This is a genomic window from Streptomyces pyxinae, from assembly GCF_024756275.1.
Classification (GTDB): Bacteria; Actinomycetota; Actinomycetes; order Streptomycetales; family Streptomycetaceae; genus Streptomyces; species Streptomyces pyxinae.
This window is the reverse complement of record NZ_JANUGQ010000004.1, coordinates 55034-75441: the sequence shown is the minus strand read 5'-3', so window position 1 is coordinate 75441 and position 20408 is coordinate 55034. Positions and strand designations below refer to the sequence as shown.

General features: G+C 73.6%; 17 protein-coding genes and 1 pseudogene. 13 read left to right on the top strand and 5 right to left on the bottom strand.

The window, feature by feature from the left end:
• Nucleotides 1-50: 50 nt before the first annotated feature.
• The 8 genes and pseudogenes from ggt to NX801_RS06625 all read left to right on the top strand — a co-directional run bounded on the left by ggt (nt 51) and on the right by NX801_RS06625 (nt 9176).
• A complete protein-coding gene (ggt, locus tag NX801_RS06660) occupies nt 51-1940 on the top strand; it encodes a gamma-glutamyltransferase (protein WP_258786157.1) in 1890 nt (629 codons plus the stop codon).
• Nucleotides 1941-2226: 286 nt separating this feature from the next.
• Entirely contained in the window at nt 2227-2484 is a 258-nt protein-coding gene (locus tag NX801_RS06655; RefSeq protein ID WP_258786155.1) for a helix-turn-helix domain-containing protein, read from the top strand.
• A gap of 11 nt (nt 2485-2495) precedes the next feature.
• Nucleotides 2496-2867, top strand: a pseudogene (locus NX801_RS06650) (PPOX class F420-dependent oxidoreductase); the annotation flags it as partial.
• A 230-nt stretch (nt 2868-3097) separates the two neighbouring features.
• The gene (locus tag NX801_RS06645) at nt 3098-4627 is read left to right on the top strand and encodes a UL36 very large tegument protein (protein WP_258786154.1); all 1530 of its coding nucleotides are present in this window, start codon (nt 3098-3100) and stop codon (nt 4625-4627) included.
• A gap of 362 nt (nt 4628-4989) precedes the next feature.
• Nucleotides 4990-5832, top strand: coding sequence for a nitrilase-related carbon-nitrogen hydrolase (locus NX801_RS06640; RefSeq protein ID WP_258786153.1), 843 nt, complete (start codon nt 4990-4992; stop codon nt 5830-5832).
• Nucleotides 5829-7109 (top strand): aspartate aminotransferase family protein, encoded by a 1281-nt coding sequence (locus tag NX801_RS06635; protein WP_258786152.1) that lies wholly within the window; start codon nt 5829-5831, stop codon nt 7107-7109. The genes NX801_RS06640 and NX801_RS06635 overlap by 4 nt, the downstream gene beginning before the upstream one ends.
• 89 nt (nt 7110-7198) lie before the next feature.
• The gene (hydA, locus tag NX801_RS06630) at nt 7199-8590 is read left to right on the top strand and encodes a dihydropyrimidinase (RefSeq protein ID WP_258786151.1); all 1392 of its coding nucleotides are present in this window, start codon (nt 7199-7201) and stop codon (nt 8588-8590) included.
• Between the two features lie 154 nt (nt 8591-8744).
• Nucleotides 8745-9176, top strand: coding sequence for a nitroreductase family deazaflavin-dependent oxidoreductase (locus NX801_RS06625; RefSeq protein ID WP_258786147.1), 432 nt, complete (start codon nt 8745-8747; stop codon nt 9174-9176).
• A gap of 150 nt (nt 9177-9326) precedes the next feature.
• Here NX801_RS06625 and NX801_RS06620 read toward each other — a convergent pair whose 3' ends face one another.
• Together NX801_RS06620 and NX801_RS06615 are read right to left on the bottom strand one after the other, a co-directional pair.
• Nucleotides 9327-9659: a hypothetical protein gene (locus tag NX801_RS06620; RefSeq protein WP_258786146.1), complete on the bottom strand. Its 333-nt coding sequence runs from the start codon at nt 9657-9659 to the stop codon at nt 9327-9329.
• A gap of 41 nt (nt 9660-9700) precedes the next feature.
• Nucleotides 9701-11386, bottom strand: a complete 1686-nt coding sequence (locus tag NX801_RS06615; RefSeq protein ID WP_258786145.1) for a sodium:solute symporter family protein — start codon at nt 11384-11386, stop codon at nt 9701-9703.
• Nucleotides 11387-11911: 525 nt separating this feature from the next.
• Between NX801_RS06615 and NX801_RS06610 the strand changes: the two genes are divergently transcribed.
• A complete protein-coding gene (locus NX801_RS06610; protein ID WP_258786144.1) occupies nt 11912-12913 on the top strand; it encodes a TIGR03842 family LLM class F420-dependent oxidoreductase in 1002 nt (333 codons plus the stop codon).
• A 105-nt stretch (nt 12914-13018) separates the two neighbouring features.
• Nucleotides 13019-14419 carry an amidase gene (locus NX801_RS06605; protein ID WP_258786142.1) on the top strand — a complete coding sequence of 467 codons (1401 nt, stop codon included), beginning with the start codon at nt 13019-13021 and terminating at the stop codon, nt 14417-14419.
• A gap of 116 nt (nt 14420-14535) precedes the next feature.
• Here the strand turns inward: NX801_RS06605 and lplAB are convergent, their stop codons facing one another.
• Complete coding sequence (gene lplAB, locus NX801_RS06600) at nt 14536-15591, bottom strand: lipoate-protein ligase LplAB (RefSeq protein ID WP_258786141.1); 1056 nt, start codon at nt 15589-15591, stop codon at nt 14536-14538.
• A gap of 173 nt (nt 15592-15764) precedes the next feature.
• Between lplAB and NX801_RS06595 the strand changes: the two genes are divergently transcribed.
• The 3 genes from NX801_RS06595 to NX801_RS06585 all read left to right on the top strand — a co-directional run bounded on the left by NX801_RS06595 (nt 15765) and on the right by NX801_RS06585 (nt 18773).
• Nucleotides 15765-16595, top strand: coding sequence for an inositol monophosphatase family protein (locus NX801_RS06595; RefSeq protein ID WP_258786140.1), 831 nt, complete (start codon nt 15765-15767; stop codon nt 16593-16595).
• A gap of 253 nt (nt 16596-16848) precedes the next feature.
• Nucleotides 16849-18264 (top strand): phytoene desaturase family protein, encoded by a 1416-nt coding sequence (locus tag NX801_RS06590; RefSeq protein WP_258786139.1) that lies wholly within the window; start codon nt 16849-16851, stop codon nt 18262-18264.
• The gene (locus tag NX801_RS06585) at nt 18261-18773 is read left to right on the top strand and encodes an O-acetyl-ADP-ribose deacetylase (RefSeq protein WP_258786416.1); all 513 of its coding nucleotides are present in this window, start codon (nt 18261-18263) and stop codon (nt 18771-18773) included. The genes NX801_RS06590 and NX801_RS06585 overlap by 4 nt, the downstream gene beginning before the upstream one ends.
• A 78-nt stretch (nt 18774-18851) precedes the next feature.
• Here the strand turns inward: NX801_RS06585 and NX801_RS06580 are convergent, their stop codons facing one another.
• Nucleotides 18852-19043: a ferredoxin gene (locus NX801_RS06580; protein ID WP_258786138.1), complete on the bottom strand. Its 192-nt coding sequence runs from the start codon at nt 19041-19043 to the stop codon at nt 18852-18854.
• Between the two features lie 13 nt (nt 19044-19056).
• Nucleotides 19057-20157 carry a cytochrome P450 gene (locus NX801_RS06575; RefSeq protein ID WP_258786137.1) on the bottom strand — a complete coding sequence of 367 codons (1101 nt, stop codon included), beginning with the start codon at nt 20155-20157 and terminating at the stop codon, nt 19057-19059.
• Nucleotides 20158-20408: the final 251 nt, after the last annotated feature.

Here is a 20408-nt window from a genome sequence, read left to right as displayed (position 1 = left end):
CTGAAGTTAGGCTGCGCGCACGGTCGTCGGGTCGTCAACCGGAGGTGCGCATGCGTCGCTCCACTGTACGGAACCTCTCCCTCGCCGCGGTCGCCGCCACGGCCCTGTCGGTGGGCGCCGCCGCGCCACCCCCGCTCGCCGCGCCCCCGGCCCCGCCGCCCGCGCCGGTGCGGCAGCCGGCGAACCAGCCGGCCGCTCAGGGCACGGCTCCGGCGCCCGCCCGGGGCGGCACACCGGTCAAGGTCCCGGAAGCGATCGGGTACGGCGGGGCGGTCTCCAGCGTGGACGCCGATGCCTCGGCGGCCGGCCTGAAGGTGCTCAAGGCGGGCGGCAACGCGGTGGACGCGGCGGTGGCGACGGCGGCGGCGCTCGGTGTCACCGAACCGTACTCGGCGGGCATCGGGGGCGGCGGCTACTTCGTCCACTACGACGCCCGCACCCGCGCCGTCCATACCATCGACGGACGCGAGACCGCCCCGGGCTCGGCGGACGCCTCCCTCTTCTTGGCGGGCGGCAAGCCGATTCCGTTCGACGAGGCGGTGACCAGCGGGCTGAGCGTCGGCACCCCCGGCACCCCGGCCACCTGGCGGACCGCGCTCGGCGCCTGGGGCAGCAAGCCCCTGGGCGAACTGCTCAAGCCGGCCGAGCGGCTGGCCCGCGACGGCTTCACCGTGGACGCCACCTTCCGCTCGCAGACCCAGGCCAACGAGGCCCGGTTCCGGGACTTCCCGGCCACCGCCGCGCTCTTCCTGCCCGGCGGGAAGCCGCCGGTCGTCGGCTCCCGGCTCAAGAACCCCGATCTCGCCCGGACGTACGAGAAGCTGGGGCGCGAGGGCGCCGACGCGCTCTACCGGGGCGAACTGGCCGCCGACATCGTCCGTACCGTACGCAAGCCCCCGGTGCGCCCCGGCGCCACCCGTACCGTACGGCCCGGCGACCTCACCACCCGGGACCTGGCCGGGTACACGGTGGAGCGCCGACAGCCCACCCGCAGTGGCTACCGGGGGCTGGACATCTACGGCATGCCGCCGTCCTCCTCGGGCGGCACCACCATCGGTGAGGCCCTCAACATCCTGGAGCGCACCGACCTCTCGCCCCGGGCGGCTTCCCAGGAACGGTATCTTCACCGGTTCATCGAGGCGAGCCGGATCGGGTTCGCGGACCGGGGACGCTGGGTCGGTGACCCGGACTTCGAGGACGTGCCGGTCAAGGGGCTGCTCTCGCAGCGCTTCGCGGACAGCCGGGCCTGCCTGATCCATGACGACGCCGCGCTCACCAGCCCGCTCGCGCCCGGGGACCCGCGCCACCCCCGGCCGTGCGGGGCCGGGGGCCGGGCCACCCCGACCACGTACGAGGGGGAAAACACCACCCACTTGACGACGGCTGACAAATGGGGCAACGTCGTCGCCTACACGCTGACCATCGAGCAGACCGGCGGCAGCGGGATCACCGTGCCCGGCCGGGGCTTCCTGCTCAACAACGAGCTGACCGACTTCTCGTTCGCTCCGGCCGATCCGGCCGTGCACGACCCGAACCTCCCGGGCCCCGGAAAGCGGCCACGCTCCTCGATGTCCCCGACCATCGTCCTGGACCGGCACGGCCGACCGGTGCTGGCGGTGGGTTCGCCGGGTGGCGCGACCATCATCACCACGGTGCTCCAGACCCTGACCGGGGTGCTCGACCGCGATCTGCGGCTGGTCGACGCCATCGCGGCGCCCCGGGCCAGCCAGCGCAACGCGCCCGCGACGGAACTGGAACCGGCGCTGTACGACAGCCCCTCGCGCGCCCGCCTGGAGGCGCTGGGGCACTCCTTCAAGAAGAACCCGGAGATCGGCGCGGCCACCGGCGTGCAGCGACTGCCGGACGGTCGCTGGGTGGCAGCGGCCGAAACGGTCCGGCGGGGCGGCGGCTCGGCCATGGTGGTCCGCCCGGCGCGCTGACGGACGGACACGACCGGCCGCCGGGCGTCTCGGCGGCCGGCGGGCCCGGGGCGCCCCCCTGGCCCGGCCGCGCCGTACATCGCGAATCACCCGGCCGGGTCTTGACAGGCGGGTGGCGGCGGGAGTGCCGTGGTAGCGACCTTCCGCGCAACCGCCGGCGCCTCGGCGCCCACCCGGCCGGTCGCGCGCACGGCGCCCGGGGCCGCAGCACTCCCGATCTCCATCCCGCCCACTTTCTTCCCCTGCCCATGACTGCGCCGGATGGGGCGGTATTAGAATGGCGCTCATGGTGCGCACCCCTCTCACCCCCGAAGAACGCGAACGCGGCGAGCGGCTCGGCCGGTTGCTCCGTGCGGCCCGCGGCCCGCGTTCCATGCTGGAGATCGCCACGGCGGCGGGACTCTCCGCCGAGACGCTGCGCAAGATCGAGACCGGCCGCGCCCCCACTCCGGCCTTCTTCACCGTCGCGGCGCTGGCCGGGGTCCTGGAGCTGTCGATGGACGAACTGGTCGCGCACTGTGCGCCGGAGCCCGCCGCGGCATAGGGTCGTCCGGTGTGATCCCCCATGGAGTGGCCCAGGGCAAGTACGTCAGTCTCACCACGTTCCGCAAGGACGGCACGCCCGTCGCGACCCCGATCTGGTTCGCGGTCGACGGCGACGAGCTGGTCATGTGGACCCGCGCCGATTCCTGGAAGGTGAAGCGGCTGCGGCGGAACACCCGGGTTCTGGTCGCCCCCTGCGACGTACGCGGCCGGGTGGCGGCGGGGACGCCCGCCGTCGAGGGAACCGGCCGGCTGGTGGAGGACCTGGCGCGGGTGCGGAGACTGCTCGCCCGCAAATACTCCTGGCAGTTCTGGCTGATCGACGTCCCGGCCACGCTCTGGCGGCGTGGCCGGCGGCCGCACGTGGGCATCGCCGTACGGTTCGGCGCCGCTCCGCAGTCCGGCGCGAACGGTCCGGGTGCCGCCGAGCCGGGGACCGGTCCGGGCCCGGTCGGCTGAGCCGCCGGGGTGGACGGCGGGGCCGGTTCTGCCGTGTCGGGGACCGAAAACTCGCCGTAGCCGCGCTGTAACACCCCTGCGGTCCAATGCCTGCGGACCGGACGGGCCCGGGCGGTCCGGGCGCCCCGGTCGGTGGCGAGGGGACGGACGCGGACATGGCAATGCCTCTACCCGTGCACGGTGAGACGGGGTTCACCGAGTGGCTGGCGCGGCTGACGGCCGTGCTCGATCCCGGGGCCGGCTGGTACGGCGTCTTCCTCCGGCGGGACGCCGAGGGACTCCGGGCCTGCGTCGCCGGTACGGAGCTGCCGCCCTGGGACGTGGTGGAGGCCCTGCTCCAGGACCTCGCCGCCCTCCGGGGACCGGACGCGGCGGACGCCGAACTGCCCCGGGCCCGGGCCCTGCACACCAGGGCGGCCGCCGCCCGGGACCGGCGCCCCGGCGGGCGCCCGGCCCTGCGCGGCCGGCGGGCGGCGATGGAGCGCGAGCGGGACCGCGCCGCCGCCGGGGCCGATCGGGTGTCGGTCCTGTTGGGTACGGTGGCCGAGGGCTCCGCCGAGGCGGCGCGGCTGGCCGGGGAGCTGGCCTGGCTGCGGGACGACCACGCGCGGGCCTCCGCCCGGCTCGTGGAGCTGGACGCCCGGCTGGCCGCGCTCGGCCCGGAACCGGCCGCGGTCGCCCGGGAGGCCGCCGGCCCGGAACCGGCGCCCGCCGTGCCGGGGCCCGAGCCCCTCGCGCCCGGCCCGGAGCCCGCCGCAGTGGGACCAGGGCCCGGCGTGCGGGAGCCGGAGGCCGCCGTGCCCGGTCCGGAGGCCGCCGCCTTAGCCGGGCCGCGCCTCCGCTCCCGGTCGCACGCGGCCCGGGGAGCCGTCGCCCGGAAGCGGCCGCGCGGCGCCCGGTACGCCTGGCTGGACGCGGACGCCGCCGAGACCACCGGGGATACCGACGCGCCGGCCGTCCCCGGCGCCGGGTCCGGCCATGACCCGGGAGCCGGGTATCCGCCGGCCCCGCGCCCCGGCGCGTACGGCGCCGGGGCCGCCGTCCCGGAGCTGCCCGTCGTCGCCGCCCTGCCGCGTGGCGCCCGGTTCGGCACGGTGCCGGAGCCGGGGGTCCGTCCGCCGGAGGGTCCGGAGCCGCTGCCCGAGCCGGACGAGGCGGATGTGCGGGCGGTCCGGCGAACCGTGGCCGCCCTGCCCGCGCTGCGCCGGACGGGACGGAGCGGCGAGGCCCTGGTGCTGCTCTGCGAGGCCGCCCGGTGGCCGGCCGGGCGACTGGTGGCCCTGGCCGCCGGACTGGAGGCCGCCGGGCTCGCCGCCGACTGGGGCACCCTGCTCTGGGAGGCGGCCGCCCTGCCCCCGGACCGGCTCGTCGCCCTGGCCGGTGCCCTCGGCGCGGCGGGCCGGGCGGCGGACGCCCGGGGGCTGCTGCGCCAGGGGGTGGCCCGGCCGGCCGCCGAGACGGCCGCCGCCGTGCTGGCCCTGGCCGAAGGCGGGAGCGGCGCGCACGCGTGGGCCCTGGTGGACGCCGTCGTACGGTTCCGGGCCCCGGAGGAGGCGGCCCGGCTCGCCGGACAGGCCCCGGACCGGCTGGTCCCGCTGGTGCTGGCCGCCGCCCGCGCGGCGTCCCCGGACCGCGAGGCGGACCTGGTCCACGCGCTCCGGGTCGCCGGACTGGCCGCCGGCTGAGCCCGTGGCCGTATGCCCCTGGCCCGTGCCCCGCGCCGGCGGCTCCGTCCGCGTCGCCGCTCTCATCGCCGCCGAGGCCGAGGCTCATGCTCCGCGCCCGCCGCCCCGTCCCTCCCGCGCCTTCCGGACTTCCGATGCCCCGCGCCGCCACGCCCCGAGCCCGCGACCCCCACCCCGTCCTCGTATCCCTTCATCCCCGTATCCGCTTCTCCCCGGCTTCGACCAGTGGGGTGCGAAACGTGATCGACTGCTCCGCTTCCCGGCGGTGGTCTTGCTCCGGGGTGTGACGAGGCTTACGTTCGCTTCCTACGCACCCGTCCACCCGCGTAGAGGCTCGTCGCGCCGTGCCGAAGGAGCAGCTCATGTCCCATGTCGTACGTGCCGCGCTCGTCCAGGCGACCTGGACCGGCGACACCGAGTCCATGATCGCCAAGCATGAGGAGCACGCCCGGGAGGCCGCCCGGCAGGGCGCGAAGGTGATCGGCTTCCAGGAGGTGTTCAACGCCCCGTACTTCCCGCAGGTACAGGAGCCCGAGCACTACCGCTGGGCCGAGCCCGTTCCGGACGGCCCCACCGTCCGCCGGATGCGGGAACTGGCCCAGGAGACCGGTCTGGTGATCGTCGTTCCGGTCTTCGAGATCGAGGACAGCGGCTTCTACTACAACACCGCCGCCGTGATCGACGCCGACGGGAGCTACCTGGGGAAGTACCGCAAGCATCACATTCCCCAGGTCAAGGGGTTCTGGGAAAAGTACTACTTCCGTCCCGGCAACCTCGGCTGGCCCGTCTTCGACACCGCCGTCGGCCGGGTCGGTGTGTACATCTGCTACGACCGGCACTTCCCGGAGGGCTGGCGCCAACTCGGGCTGGCCGGCGCACAGCTGGTCTACAACCCGTCCGCCACCCATCGCGGGCTCTCCGCCCATCTCTGGCGGCTGGAACAGCCCGCGGCCGCCGTCGCCAACGAGTACTTCGTCGCCGCGATCAACCGTGTCGGCCGCGAGGAGTACGGTGACAACGACTTCTACGGCACCAGCTACTTCGTCGACCCGCGCGGCACCTTCGTCGGCGACCCCGCCTCCGACAAGGAGGAGGAACTGATCGTCCGCGACCTCGACTTCGGCCTCATCGACACCGTGCGGCAGCAGTGGGCCTTCTACCGGGACCGGCGGCCCGACGCCTACGAGGGGCTGGTGCGGCCGTGAACGAGCTGCTCGCCCGCCACCGGGCCGTCCTCCCCGACTGGGTCGCCCTCTACTACCGGGACCCGATCGAACTCACCCACGGGGAGGGCCGGTACGTCTGGGACGCCGAGGGCCGGCGCTATCTGGACTTCTTCGGCGGCATTCTCACCACCATGACCGCGCACGCCCTGCCGGAGGTCACCAAGGCGGTGAGCGAGCAGGCCGGCCGGCTGATCCACTCCTCCACCCTCTACCTCAACCGCCCCATGATCGAGCTGGCCGAACGCGTGGCCGCGCTCTCCGGCATCCCCGACGCCCGGGTCTTCTTCACCACCTCCGGCACCGAGGCCAACGACACCGCGCTGCTGCTCGCCACCTGCCACCGCCGCTCGCAGCAGATCCTGGCCATGCGCAACAGCTACCACGGACGCTCCTTCTCCACCGTCTCGATCACCGGCAACCGTGCCTGGTCGCCCACCGGCCTCTCCCCGCTCCAGACGCTGTACGTGCATGGCGGCGTCCGGACCAGGGGCCCGTTCGCCGGTCTCTCCGACGAGGCGTTCACCGCCGCCTGCGTCGCGGACCTGGAGGACCTGCTCGGGCACTCCGGTGACGTGGCCGCGCTGATCGCCGAACCCGTGCAGGGCGTCGGCGGCTTCACCTCTCCGCCCGACGGGCTGTACGCGGCCTTCCGGGAGGTGCTCGACCGGCACGGGGTGCTGTGGATCTCCGACGAGGTGCAGACCGGCTGGGGCCGTACCGGCGACCACTTCTGGGGCTGGCAGGCGCACGGCGCCGCGGGCCCGCCGGACATCCTCACCTTCGCCAAGGGCATCGGCAACGGCATGTCCATCGGCGGCGTGGTGGCCCGGGCCGAGGTGATGGACTCCCTGGACGCGAACTCCATCTCCACCTTCGGCGGCTCCCCGGTCACCATGGCCGCCGGTCTCGCCAACCTCTCGTACCTGCTGGAACACGACCTCCAGGGCAACGCCCGGCGGGTCGGCGGGCTGCTTCTCGAACGGCTCCGGGCCGCCGCCGCGGGCGTGCCGCACGTGAGGGAGGTACGCGGCCGGGGGCTGATGCTCGGGATCGAACTGGTCCGGCCGGGCACCGACGAGGCCGCCCCGGAGGCGGTCACCGCCGTTCTGGAGGCGGCACGGGAGGGCGGGCTGCTCCTCGGCAAGGGCGGTGGCCACGGCACCAGCGCCCTGCGGATCGCGCCGCCGCTCTCGCTGACCGTGACGGAGGCGGAGGAGGGCGCGGCCGTCCTGGAACGAGCCCTCCGCTCCCTCTGAGGCCGGCCCGGGGCCCCGGCGCGGGCCGGGGCCCCGGGCACAGCGGCCCCCGCCGCGCTCCCCGACGCGAGATGAGATGAGGACCCGCCATGGCACGCACTCTGATCACCGGCGGACTGGTCGTCACCGCCTCCGACGAATTCCACGCGGAGGTGCTCCTCGACGGCGAGCGGATCGCGGCCCTGGCCGCGCCGGGCAGCCAGGACTGGACCGCCGACCGGGTGATCGACGCCGCCGGAAAGTATGTGATCCCGGGTGGCGTGGACGCGCACACGCACATGGAGCTGCCGTTCGGCGGCACCTTCGCGTCGGACACGTTCGAGACGGGGACACGAGCCGCGGCGTGGGGCGGGACGACGACGATCGTCGACTTCGCGGTGCAGCCGAAGGGAGAGGCGCTCCGGGTCGGACTGGACGCCTGGCATGCGAAGGCGGACGGGAACTGCGCGATCGACTACGCGTTCCACATGATCATGTCGGACGTGAACGAGTCGACGCTCCGGGAGATGCCCGGCCTCGTCGAGCAGGGCGTGACCTCGTTCAAATTGTTCATGGCGTATCCGGGGGTCTTCTACTCGGACGACGGGCAGATCCTGCGGGCGATGCAGCAGGCCGGTGACACGGGCGGGCTGATCATGACGCACGCGGAGAACGGCATCGCGATCGACGTCCTGGTCGAACAGGCCCTCGCCCGGGGCGATACCGATCCCCGCCATCACGGGGAGGTCCGCCGGGCGCTCCTGGAGGCGGAGGCGACCCACCGGGCGATCCAGCTGGCCCGGGTGGCGGAGGCTCCGCTGTACGTGGTGCACGTGTCGGCGGAGGAAGCGGTCGCGGAACTGACCGCCGCCCGCGACCAGGGGCTGCCGGTCTTCGGCGAGACCTGCCCGCAGTACCTCTTCCTGTCCGCGGACAACCTCGCGGAGCCGGGCTTCGAGGGAGCCAAGTACGTCTGCTCGACCCCGCTGCGGCCGAAGGAGCACCAGGCGGCGCTGTGGCGGGGACTGCGGACCGACGACCTCCAGGTGGTCTCCACCGATCACTGCCCCTTCTGCTTCACCGGGCAGAAGGAACTCGGCCGAGGGGACTTCTCGAAGATCCCCAATGGTCTCCCCGGCGTGGAGAACCGCATGGACCTGCTCCATCAGGCCGTCCTGGACGGGCACATCTCGCGCCGGCGCTGGATCGAGATCGCCTGCGCCGCCCCGGCCCGGATGTTCGGCCTCCATCCGCGGAAGGGCACGATCGCACCGGGAGCCGACGCGGACGTCGTCATCTACGACCCGCACGCCGTCCAGACCCTGTCGGCCGAGACCCACCACATGAACGTCGACTACTCGGCGTACGAGGGGAGGACGGTCACCGGCCAGGTCGAGACGGTCCTCTCGCGCGGCGAGGTCGTCATCGACCGGAGAACGTACGTGGGCCGTGCCGGCCACGGAAGGTTCGTGCCCCGTGCCACCTTCCAGTACCCGGGCTGACCCCGGGGTCGCGCGGCACCGCCCGGCACGTGGCGGCCCGGCGCGGAGCCCGGAGTCGCCCGGGGCGGGGTGGGTGGCGTGAACACGGCGGGTGTCCCCGTGCGGCGGTGCCGCGCGCGGAATAACCCGGGGGGTCGCCGGGTTCGAAGCCGGCATGAGCGACGAGAAGGCGGAATCCAGCGTGCCGGCCTGGGTCGGCGAACAGATCGAGCAGATCCTGCGGACCGGGACGACGGAGGGCGTCGGGGTGGCCGGCCTGCCCATCGTGCTGCTGACGCTGCGCGGGGCGAAGTCCGGCAGGCCGCGCCACACGCCGGTGATGCGGGTGGAGCACAACGGCAGCTACGCGGTCGTCGCCTCGAAGGGCGGCGCACCCGAGAACCCCGTCTGGTACCACAACATCACGGCGCATCCGGAGGTCTCGCTCCAGGACGGGACGGTGACGAAGACCTATATCGCCCGGGAGGCGTCCGGCGACGAGCGCGCGCGGTGGTGGGAGCGGGCCGTGGCGGCGTTCCCGCCCTACGCGGACTACCAGACCAGGACGGACCGCCGGATCCCGGTGTTCGTGCTCGACCCCGCGTGACCGCGCGCGGCCCGTGTCCGTGCCGCTCGCCCTGAGCACGTACCCGGGGTGCCCTGAGCGCGTACCCGCGCCGGAGGCGGGCGGGGGGAAGGGCCGGAGCCCCGCTCCGCCCCCGCCCGTGACACCGTGCCCGTGGCGCCGGGGTCCCGCTCAGTCCGTCTCCGGCGGCGCGGCCGGCGGCTGGGCTGGGCGCAGCCGCATCCAGAGCAGGAACAGCAGCCCGAGGGCGAGCATCGCCAGCCCGGTCCAGAGGTTGATGTTGATCCCCTGGGCCTTTCTCAGCTCGGCGTCGGAGGCCAGCAGACCGGCGACGGTGACGATGACCCCGTAGACGGTGAACAGCCCCCCGATGATGCGGCGGATGTCGAAGAGCCGGGCCGCCGTCGCGGACTTCGCCTCCAGGCGGGTGACTTCCTCACGCAGTTCGGCGGGCGGTGGCGTGGAGCCGGGCGCGGAGTGCGGTTCCGAGTGCGGTGCGGACATGGGCGATCAGCCTCCGGGCGGTCAGAAGGAGTCGGAAGAAGTCAGAGGGAGTACGGGAGGTAGCAGGCGACGGCCAGGACGACGGCGCCCCAGCCCAGCAGCGCCGGGCGGCGGTACCAGGCCCGGTCGCTCTCGTCCGGGGGCTCCGTCATGCCCGGCGAGGTGGTTCCGTAGACCAGGCCGGCCAGTTCGGCGGCGGGCTTCGGCGCGGTGAACAGGGACACCCCGACCATGACGACCGCGCCCGCGACGAAGCCGACGATCGCGGAGACGAAGTTGGCGCCCTGCTCGGACGGGATGGCGATGACGCCCTGCCGGTAGAAGACGAAGTAGTTGACCATCGCGGCGGTGGTGCCCGCGGCCAGCCCCCAGACACCGGACTTCACCGAGGCGCGCTTCCAGAACATGCCGATGACGAAGACCACGAACATCGGGACGTTGAAGAACGAGAACAGCGTCTGCAGATAGCCCATGATGTTGGAGAAGCTGGCGGCGAGGAAGGCCGTGCCGATGGAGGCGAGCACTCCGACGGCGGTGATCAGACGGCCGAATCGCAGGTAGTACTCGTCGTCACGGTCCCGGACCACGTACCGGGCCCAGATGTCCGAGGTGAACACGGTGTTGAACGACGACACATTGGCGGCCATGCCGGCCATGAAGGCGGCGAGCAGACCGGTGACGGCGATGCCGAGCACCCCGTTGGGCAGCAGTTCCCGCATGAGCAGCGGGATGGCGTCGTTGTAGGTGAGGTCCGAACCGGAGGTGCCGATCTCCGGGACGATCGCGGCGGCCACCAGCCCCGGGATCATCACCAGGAAGACGATGAACATCTTGGGGAAGGCGGCGATCAGCGGGGTGCGGCGGGCGGCGGAGAGGTTCCTGGCGGAAAGCGCCCGCTGCACCTCGGCGAAGTTGGTGGTCCAGTAGCCGAAGGAGAGGACGAAGCCCAGGCCCAGCACGATGGTGAGCCAGTTGGCGCCGAGCGGGTTCGCCTCGCCGATGCCCGTACCGGACCAGGCGTGCAGGAACGCCTCACCGTGCCGCTCGGTCAGCGTGGCGCTCAGCCCGTCCCAGCCGCCCGCCCGCTTGAGCCCGAGCACGGTCAGCGGGATCAGCGCCGCCAGGATCACGAAGAACTGGAGCACCTCGTTGTAGATGGCCGAGGACAGACCGCCGACCGTGATGTACGCGAGCACGAACAGCCCCGCCACGACGATCGAGACCCACTGCGGCCAGCCCAGCAGCGCCTCGACCACGATCGACAGCGCGTACAGGTTGACGCCCGCGATCAGCACGGCGGCGAAGGCGAACAGCGCCGAACTGAGCAGATGGGCGCTCCGGTCGAACCGCTGGAGCAGGAACTCCGGCACCGAACGGACCTTGGAGCCGTAGTAGAACGGCATCATCACCAGGCCGAGGAAGACCATCGCCGGAACGGCGCCGATCCAGTACCAGTGGACGACGGCGACACCGTACTGCGCGCCGGTCGCCGCCATGCCCAGGATCTCGGTGGCGCCCAGGTTGGCCGCCACGAACGCCAGACCGGTGACCCAGGCGGGCAGCGACCGCCCGGAGAGGAAGAAGTCGAGACTGGTCCGCACACTGCGCCGGGCGGCGAAGCCGATGCCCAGGACGACGAGAAAGTAAATCGCCAGGATGGCGTAGTCGAGCCCGTTGGTCGGCAGCCGCAGCCCGACGGCCAGGGGCAGATCCGCGTGGGTATGCATGGGGAACCCGCTTCGTCGCGTGAACAGTTCCTGCCGGAACCTACGCCCCGGCGTTCGGAAACTGAACGGATGAGCTGGTGTTCTTTGTTGGATTGTGATCTGGATCGCGATCCGACGGCGAGGGAAGAGGGGCCGACCGCAGGACACGAACGATCCGTTCCGGCAGTGGACAGTCGTCACTTGGGTGGCGAGGCTCGGTGGCTCCGGTGTGGGAGGGCGCGGACTGCGAGGAGTGCGAGGAGGCGCAGCGCGCACGGCGGTGATGGTTTCTGTCTGTTTCTGTTGTCCTTGATGGGCGCCCCGGTGAGGCATCCCGGCCACCTCCGGGCACCCGCGCGGCAGCCGGTCCGGAGGACACGGCCGTCCGGGGACCGGAGGAGGCCGCCGTCCGGGAAGGGACGGGCACCGCCGTCCGCGAAGGGGCGCGGAGCGCGGGCCGACGGTTGAGCGAGGACCGGCGTGGAAGGCTTCTCCGGAAGAAGCCCCCCGCGCCATCTGCCAGTACCTTGACCGAGGAGACCCCGGATGGACTTCGGACTCGTCCTCCAGACCGACCCGCCCGCCTCGGCGGTGGTCAGCCTGATGCGGCGCGCGGAACGCCATGGCTTCCGCTACGGCTGGACCTTCGACTCCGCCGTGCTCTGGCAGGAACCGTTCGTCATCCACAGCCGGATTCTGGAGCACACGCGTGCCCTGACCGTCGGCCCGATGGTCACCAACCCCGTCACCCGGAGCTGGGAGGTGACCGCCTCCACCTTCGCCACCCTCAACGACATGTACGGCAATCGCACCGTCTGCGGGATCGGACGAGGCGACTCCGCGCTGCGCGTCGCCGGGCGCCCGCCCACCACTCTGGCCCGGCTCGGTGAGGCGATGCGGGCCATCCGGGACCTGGCCGAGGGGCGAGAGGCCCGGGTGGACGGCCGCTCGATCCGCATCCCGTGGGTGCGCGACGGCCGGCTCCCGGTCTGGATGGCCGCGTACGGGCCGAAGGCGCTGGCCCTCGCCGGGCGCGAGGCGGACGGCTTCATTCTCCAACTGGCCGATCCCGCCCTCACCGAGTGGATGATCAGATCCGTCCGCCGGGCGGCCGAGGAGGCGGGCCGGGACCCGGCCGAGCTGACCATCTGCGTCGCCGCGCCCGCGTACGTGGGCGACGACCTGGCGCACGCCCGCGAGCAGTGCCGGTGGTTCGGCGGCATGGTCGGCAACCACGTGGCCGACCTGGTGAGCCGGTACGGCGAGCACTCCGACGCGGTGCCCGAGGCGCTCACCGCGTACATCAAGGCCCGTGAGGGCTACGACTACCGCCACCACGGGCGGGCGGGCAACCCCTCCACCGAGTTCGTGCCGGACGAGATCGTGGACCGCTTCTGTCTGCTGGGTCCGGCCGGCGCGCACACCGAGAAGCTGCTCGCCCTGCGCGACCTGGGGGTCGATCAGTTCGCGCTCTACGCGATGCACGACGCCAAGGAGGCCACCGTCGACGCGTACGGCTCCGAGGTCATCCCGGCGGTCAACGGCTGAGGCCCGGTGGGGCCGCCGGGCCTGAACGGGGGTGCTCCCGGCCGCCCCGGGACCGCTCCGGTCGCCCTGCTGACACCTTCCCTACCGTCCAGTAGGCTCCGGCCCATGCCGACCGAAGCCATCGCCGGACTGACGGATCAGATACAGCGGTTGACGGAGGGTCGGGTCAGTTCGGCCGCCCTGGTGCTGGACGCGCTGGAGCGGATCGAGACGAGCCGGGCGACCCTCAACGCCTTCCGGTGTGTACGGGCGGAGGCCGCGCTCGCCGAGGCCGAGGACGCCGACCGCAGGCTGGCGACGGGGGAGCGGCTGCCACTGCTCGGCGTGCCGGTGGCGGTCAAGGACGACACCGATGTCGCCGGGCTGCCCACCGCCTTCGGCTGCGCGGGCACCCTGCCGGCCGCCACCGCCGACGGAGAGGCGGTGCGCAGGCTCCGGGCCGCCGGGGCGATCGTCGTCGGCAAGACCAACTCCTGCGAACTGGGCCAGTGGCCGTTCACGGAGGGCCCCGCCTTCGGTGCCACCCGCAACCCCTGGAACACCGACCACACACCCGGCGGTTCGTCAGGGGGCTCGGCCGCCGCCGTGGCCGCCGGACTGGTGCCCGCCGCGCTCGGCTCCGACGGCGCCGGTTCCATCCGCATCCCGGCCGCCTGGACCCATCTGGTCGGCATCAAGCCGCAGCGCGGCCGGGTCTCCGTCCACCCGTACACCGACTGCTTCGAGGGCCTCACCGTCAACGGCCCGCTGGCGCGTACCGTCGCGGACGCCGCGCTGCTGCTGGACGCCGCCGCCGGGCCGCATCCGGGTGACCGCCACCACCCGGGTGCCCTCGACGCCTCCGCCGCAGCCCGCCGGGAGCCGGGCCGGCTGCGGGTGGCCCTGGCGCTGAAGCCACCCTTCACCGCCACCCGCGCTCCGCTGCACCCGGGCGTCCGGCGGGCCGTCACCGACCTCGCGGAGGCGCTGGCCCGGCTCGGCCACACCGTCGAGGAGGCCCGGCCCCGCTACGGCCTGATGGGGCTCAGCTTCCTGCCCCGCGCCGCCGCCGGGGTCGCCGCCTACGCGGGCCGCCACCCCGAGCCGGGGCTGCTGGACCCGCGCACCCGGGCCGCCACCCGTGCCGGCCACCGGCTCGGCGGCCGGGTACTGCGCGCCGCCCGGGCCCGCGAGACGCACCAGCACCGCAGGATCGGGGCCCTCTTCACCGGGTACGACGTGCTGCTCACCCCCACCACGGCGGCTCCGCCCCCGCGCATAGGCGCCTATGACACGCTCTCCGCCTGGCGTACCGATGTCACCATGGCGGCCGCCTGTCCCTATGCCTGGACCTGGAACGTCCTCGGCTGGCCCGGTGTCAATGTGCCGGCCGGCTTCACCCGGGACGGCCTCCCGGTCGGCGCCCAGCTCCTCGGGCCCGCCCACAGCGAGGAACTCCTGATCTCCCTCGCCGCCCAGCTGGAGGCCGACCGGCGCTGGGCCGACCGCGTCCCGCCCGGCTGCTGAGTCCCGGTCACCGCCGGGGCCGCCGTACCCGGTGCGCCGCCGGGTCGCCGGGGTGGCGTGTCGCACCGGGCGGGCCGCCGCACGGAACGCGTCGCCGTACCGGACGCGCCGCCGGGTCAGGGCACCCGGGCCGTCCACTCCGGGGTGGCGAACTTGGTGCGGGCCAGCTCCTGGGCGCGGGCCAGCTCCTCGTCGGTGACGGCGCCGGGCGTCAGCCCGTACCGGTCACGGAATGAACCGACCATCCGCTCGATCACCGCCTCGCGGGGCAGTCCGGTCTGCCGGCGCAGCGGGTCGACGCGCTTCTTGGCGCTCCTGGTCCCCTTGTCCGAGAGCTTCTCGCGCCCGATGCGCAGCACCTCGGTCATCTTGTCGGCGTCGATGTCGTACGCCATCGTCACATGGTGCAGCACCGCGCCGGAGCCGCCCACCACCCGCTTCTGCGCGGCGCCCGCGATCTTCCCGGCCTCGGTGGCGATGTCGTTGAGCGGCTGGTACCACGCCTTGACGCCCATGTCGCCGAGGGCGCCCAGTACCCAGTCGTCCAGATAGGCGTAACTGTCGGTGAAGGACAGCCCGCTGACCAGGGAGTCGGGTACGGACAGCGAGTAGGTGATGGTGTTGCCCGGCTCGATGAACATGGCGCCGCCGCCGCTGATCCGGCGCACCACGGTGATGCCGTGCCGCTCGGCGGCCTCCGGGTCCACCTCGTTGCGGAGCGACTGGAAGCTGCCGATCACCACGGCGGGCGCGCCCCACTCCCAGACCCGCAGGGTCGGCGGGCGCCGGCCCGCCGCCACCTCGGCGGTGAGCACCTCGTCCAGCGCCATGTGCAGCTCGGGCGGCTGCGGCCCCTGGTGGACGAGCTGCCAGTCGTAGTCCGTCCAGTCGGTGGCGTGCGCCAGGGCGCGCCGCACCGCCACCCCGATGCCCTCGCTGGTCAGCCCGAACATCTGGGTGCCCGGCGGCAGAGCGGCGTCGATCCGGGCGGCGAGGCCCGAGGCGTCCAGGTCGGCGGGGGCGCCCTCCAGCGCCCGGTCGATGGCGGTCAGCGCCTCGTCGGGTTCCAGGAAGAAGTCCCCGGCCACCCGCACCCGGCGGAGCACTCCGTCCTCCGTGTCCAGGTCGACCACGACCAGCTTGCCGCCCGGAACCTTGTACTCACCGTGCACCTGTCACCGCTCCCGTCCCCGGTCCGGAGCGTTCCCGGGCCGTCCCGCCACCCTATGCCCGGGACCGGGGGCCGCCGGGCCGGGGCGCAGGGCGGCGGTCCGCCGGCGAGGCGGATGCCGCGCGGGCCGAATACCGGTGTCCGGCTGTCAGTGGGCTGTGGTTCTCTGGACGCATGATCGAACACTTCCCCGGGATCGCCCTGTCCGAGGTGGAGGCGGCGATACGCGACGCCGCCGCCACCGAGATCATGCCGCGCTGGCGGCAGCTCGCCGCGCACGAGATCGTCGAGAAGAAAGGCCCGCACGACCTGGTGACGGTGGCGGACCGGGGAGCCGAGGAGCGGCTGACCGAAGCGCTCGGGAAGCTGCTGCCGGGCTCGGTCGTGGTGGGGGAGGAAGCGGTGCACGCCGATCCCGCGGTGTACGACGCGCTGCACGGCGACGCGCCCGTCTGGATCGTCGACCCGGTGGACGGCACCCGGCAGTTCGTCCACGGCGACCCGGGCTTCTGCACCCTGGTGGCGCTGGCCCTCCGGGGCGAGGTGCTGGCCTCCTGGACCTACGCCCCGGCGCGGGACGAGATGGCCGTCGCGGTGCGCGGCGGAGGGGCCCGGATCAACGGCGCGGAGATACGCTCCGGGGCGCTGCGTCCGGGCGCCGGGCTGCGGGTCGCCATGTCCCACCCGGACTACACCACGCCGGACCAGAAGCGCGCCCTGCTGGGGCTGCGCACCGAGGGGGTGGCCGCCCGGCCCTGCGGGTCGGCGGGGCTGGAGTACCTGGCGGTGGCGCGCGGCGAGCTGGACGCGGTGGCGTTCTCCTGGGAGCTGGCCTGGGACCACGCGGCCGGCCTGCTGCTGGTGACCGAGGCGGGCGGCGCCCACCTCACGCCGGCCGGTGTCCCGTTCCGGATCACCGGGGAGAACGCCCTGCCGTTCACCGCGGCGCGGGACGCGGCCACGGCGGAGCGGGTACGGGCGCTGCTGAGCACCCACACCCCCTGACGGCCCGGACCGGCCCCGCCCGCGCGGTCGCACCCGGTCGCCGGCCGGGTCCGGGCCGCGCGGAGCCGGGGGCCGGCCGGCAGGGGGTGCCGCAGGCCCGCGCCGGTCCGGACCGGCGCCGGCCATTGGGTCCGGGCTCCGCGGGGCTGCGGTCTGTCCGGGCCGGGCTCCGCGGGGCCGGGGCCCCGTCGTCCGGTCCGGCGGGCGGAATATCCTGGATGCCCTGGCCGTCGGCTGACGAAGGAGTCCGAAGGTGCCGTCGATGCTCGATGCCGTCGTGGTGGGGGCGGGGCCCAATGGCCTGACCGCCGCCGCCGAACTGGCCCGCCGCGGTTTCTCCGTCGCCGTCTTCGAGGCCCGGGACACCGTGGGCGGCGGAGCCAGGACCGAGGAGCTCACCCTTCCCGGCTTCCGGCACGACCCGTGCTCCGCCGTGCATCCGCTCGGCATCGGCTCACCAGCCTTCCGGGCCATGCCGCTCGGGAAGTACGGGCTGGAGTGGGTCCACTCGGAGCTGCCGATGGCCCATCCCTTCGACGACGGAACGGCCGCCGTGCTCGCCCGCTCGGTGGCCGAGACCGCCGCCTCCTTCGGGCCCCGGGACGCCGGCACCTACCGGCGCCTGGTGGAGCCGTACCTCGACCGGTGGGAGACGCTCAAGCGGGACTTCATGTCCCTGCCGCTGACCGCCCTGCCCCGGGACCCAGTGGGTCTCGCCCGCTTCGGCCTCACCGGGCTGCCGCCGTCCACCTGGCTGCTGCGCCGGTTCCGGGACGACCGGGCCAGGGCGCTCATCGCCGGTCTGGTGGCCCATGTCATCGCCCCGCTGGACGGCTTCGCCACCAGCGCCATCGGCCTGGTCTTCGCCCTGTCCGCGCACGCCCACGGCTGGCCGGCCGCGCGGGGCGGATCCCAGTCCGTCTCGGACGCGCTCGCGGCGTACGTCCGGGACCTCGGCGGTGAGATCCAGACCTCCTACGAGGTCAAGCGGCTGGACGAGCTGCCGCCCGCCCGCGCCTACGTCTTCGACACCTCGCCCACCGCCCTCGCCCGGATCGCGGGCCTGGGCCGCACCTACGACCGCTACCGCTACGGCGCCTCGGTCTTCAAGATCGACTACGCCCTGGACGGCCCCGTGCCCTGGACCGCCGAGGCGCCCCGCCGGGCCGGCACCGTCCAAGTCGGCCCCGGCAGCCGGGACATCGCCACGGCGCTCCGCCAGGCGTCCGGCGGCACCGCCCCCGAGATGCCGTTCCTCATCACCGCCCAGCCCAGTCTGGCCGATCCCACCCGGGCCCCCGAGGGCAAGCAGGTCTTCTGGGCCTACGGCCATGTGCCGAACGGCTGGCAGGGCGACCTCACCGACGCGATCGAGCGTCAGATCGAGCGGTTCGCGCCCGGTTTCCGCGACCTCGTGCTGGCCCGCGCCACCGCCGGTCCGCCCCAACTCGCGGCGCACAACGCCAACTACATCGGCGGGGACATCGCCTGCGGCGCCGCGAGCGGCCTCCAGCTGCTGCTGCGGCCCAAGCTCTCCCTCTTCCCGTACCACACCCCGCATCCCGCCGTGTTCCTCTGCTCCTCCGCCACGCCGCCGGGGCCGGGCGTGCACGGCATGTCCGGTCACAACGCGGCCAAGGCCGTCTGGCGCCATCTCAGGAGGAACTGACCGTGCGCATCACCCTGGTCCGGGGCGACATCACCCGCCAGCACGCCGACGCCCTGGTGAACGCCGCCAACTCCTCGCTGCTGGGCGGCGGCGGAGTGGACGGAGCCATTCACCGGCGCGGCGGCCCGGAGATCCTGGAGGCCTGCCGGGCGCTGCGCGCCTCCCACTACGGCAAGGGCCTGCCCGCCGGCCAGGCCGTCGCCACCACCGCCGGCCGGCTCGACGCCCAGTGGGTCATCCACACCGTCGGCCCGGTGTTCAGCAAGAGCGAGGACCGCTCCGAGCTGCTCGCCTCCTGCCACCGGGAGAGCCTGCGGGTCGCGGACGAGCTGGGCGCCCGGACGGTCGCGTTTCCGGCCATCTCCACGGGCGTCTACCGCTGGCCGCTGGAGGACGCCGCCCGGATCGCCGTCGAGACCGTGCGGCACACCCCCACCTCGGTGGAGGAGGTCCGCTTCGTCCTCTACGACGAGCGGGCGTACGAGGTCTTCGCCGCGGAAGTGGGCTGATCCATCCGGTCCGAGGACCTGCGGGGCAGCCCCCGCGCCGGGCCTCGCGCCGTCCCCGGCCGGCCGGGGACGGCGCGCTCAGGTGATGCTGATGACCGCCGTCGGGCACCGTTCGGCGGCCTCTTCCACCGCCGCCCGCCGCCCGGCGCCCGGGGTGGCGTCGAGCAGGATCACCGTGCCGTCCTCGTCGTCCTGGTCGAAGACCCCGGGGGCGAGGAGTACGCAGGTACCCGCGCCGCAGCAGAGGTCCCGGTCGATCTCGATCCTCATCGGGGCCGCCTCCTCACCAGCGCACCGGAAGTGCCAGGACGCCGTACGTCACCATCATCTCCCGGGTACCGATCTCCTCCGCCGGCACCGCGAGTTCCAGCCGGGGGAATCGGCGCAGCAGCGACTCGTAGCCGACGGCGAGTTCCAGCCGGGCCAGATGGTGCCCCATGCACTGATGGGGGCCGCTGCCGAAGGCCAGATGCCGGGTCGCGCCGCGCCGGATGTCGAACACGTCCGGATTCTCGAAGCCGAGCGGGTCACGGTTGGCGGCGGGCAGCGACACCGTCACGACCTCGCCCGTGCGGATCGACCGCCCCTCGAACTCGAAGTCCTCGGCGGCGACCCGGACCGGGCCGATCTGCACCACACTGAGGTAGCGCAGCAACTCCTCCACGGCACCGTCCAGCAGGGACCAGTCGGCGCGCAGCTCCGCCAGCTGCTCGGGGTGGCTGAGCAGGGCGTAGGTGCCCAGCGCCAGCATATGGGTGGTGGTCTCCAGCCCGGCGATCAGCAGAACGATCGTGATGCCCAGCAGTTCCTCGTCGCTGAGATCGGTCTCGACGGTGAGCCGGCCGAGGATGTCCGGACCCGGATCCTCGCGCGCGGCGCCGATCAGGGCGTGCAGCATGCCGCCGAGGAGGGTCATCGACTGCCGCATCTCCTCCCCGCTGCTGGAGAGGCTGAAGAGTACGTCGACATGGCGCCTGAACTCCGCACGGTCCTCCTCCGGCAGTCCGAGCAGCTCCGAGGTGACCAGCGTGGGCAGTGGCTTGGCGAACGCCTCCACCAGATCGACGGGCCCGCAGTCGCGCTCCATCGCGTCCAGCAGCCGGTCCGCCATCTCCTGGACACGCGGACGGAGTTCCCGTACCCGCCGAATGGTGAAGTGCTTGCTCAGCAGGCGGCGGTAACGGGTGTGCTCGGGCGGATCCATATTGACGAACATGCCGGTGGGCAGAGCGTCGGTGCTCAGCTCGGAGCCGGGCGTCATGACCGGGGAACGCTTCCCGGCCGGCAATGAGCTGAACCGGGTGTCGCCCAGTACGGCCCGCCCGCTCGCGAGCCCGGTGACGAGACGGCCGATGTGGCCGTCCGGGTATCGCAGCGGGGTCACCGGGCATTCCGCGCGCGCTTCCGCGAAAGGTGCCGGCGGATCGAAGGGGCAGCCCGACGGGCGCGCCGTGGGGAAAGGGCGCGGCAAGCGATTCTCGGATTCCTGCGATTGCGTGGTCTGCGTCATGGGACGGTGCGGCCTCTTCGTCATTCGTCAGAGGAAAACAGGAAAGGCTGTGCGGCCGACAACCCTCCCGCGACCGCCCCTAGGGTTTTCCTTAGTCCTGGTCGCCCCGCCCGACCGGTGCCGAG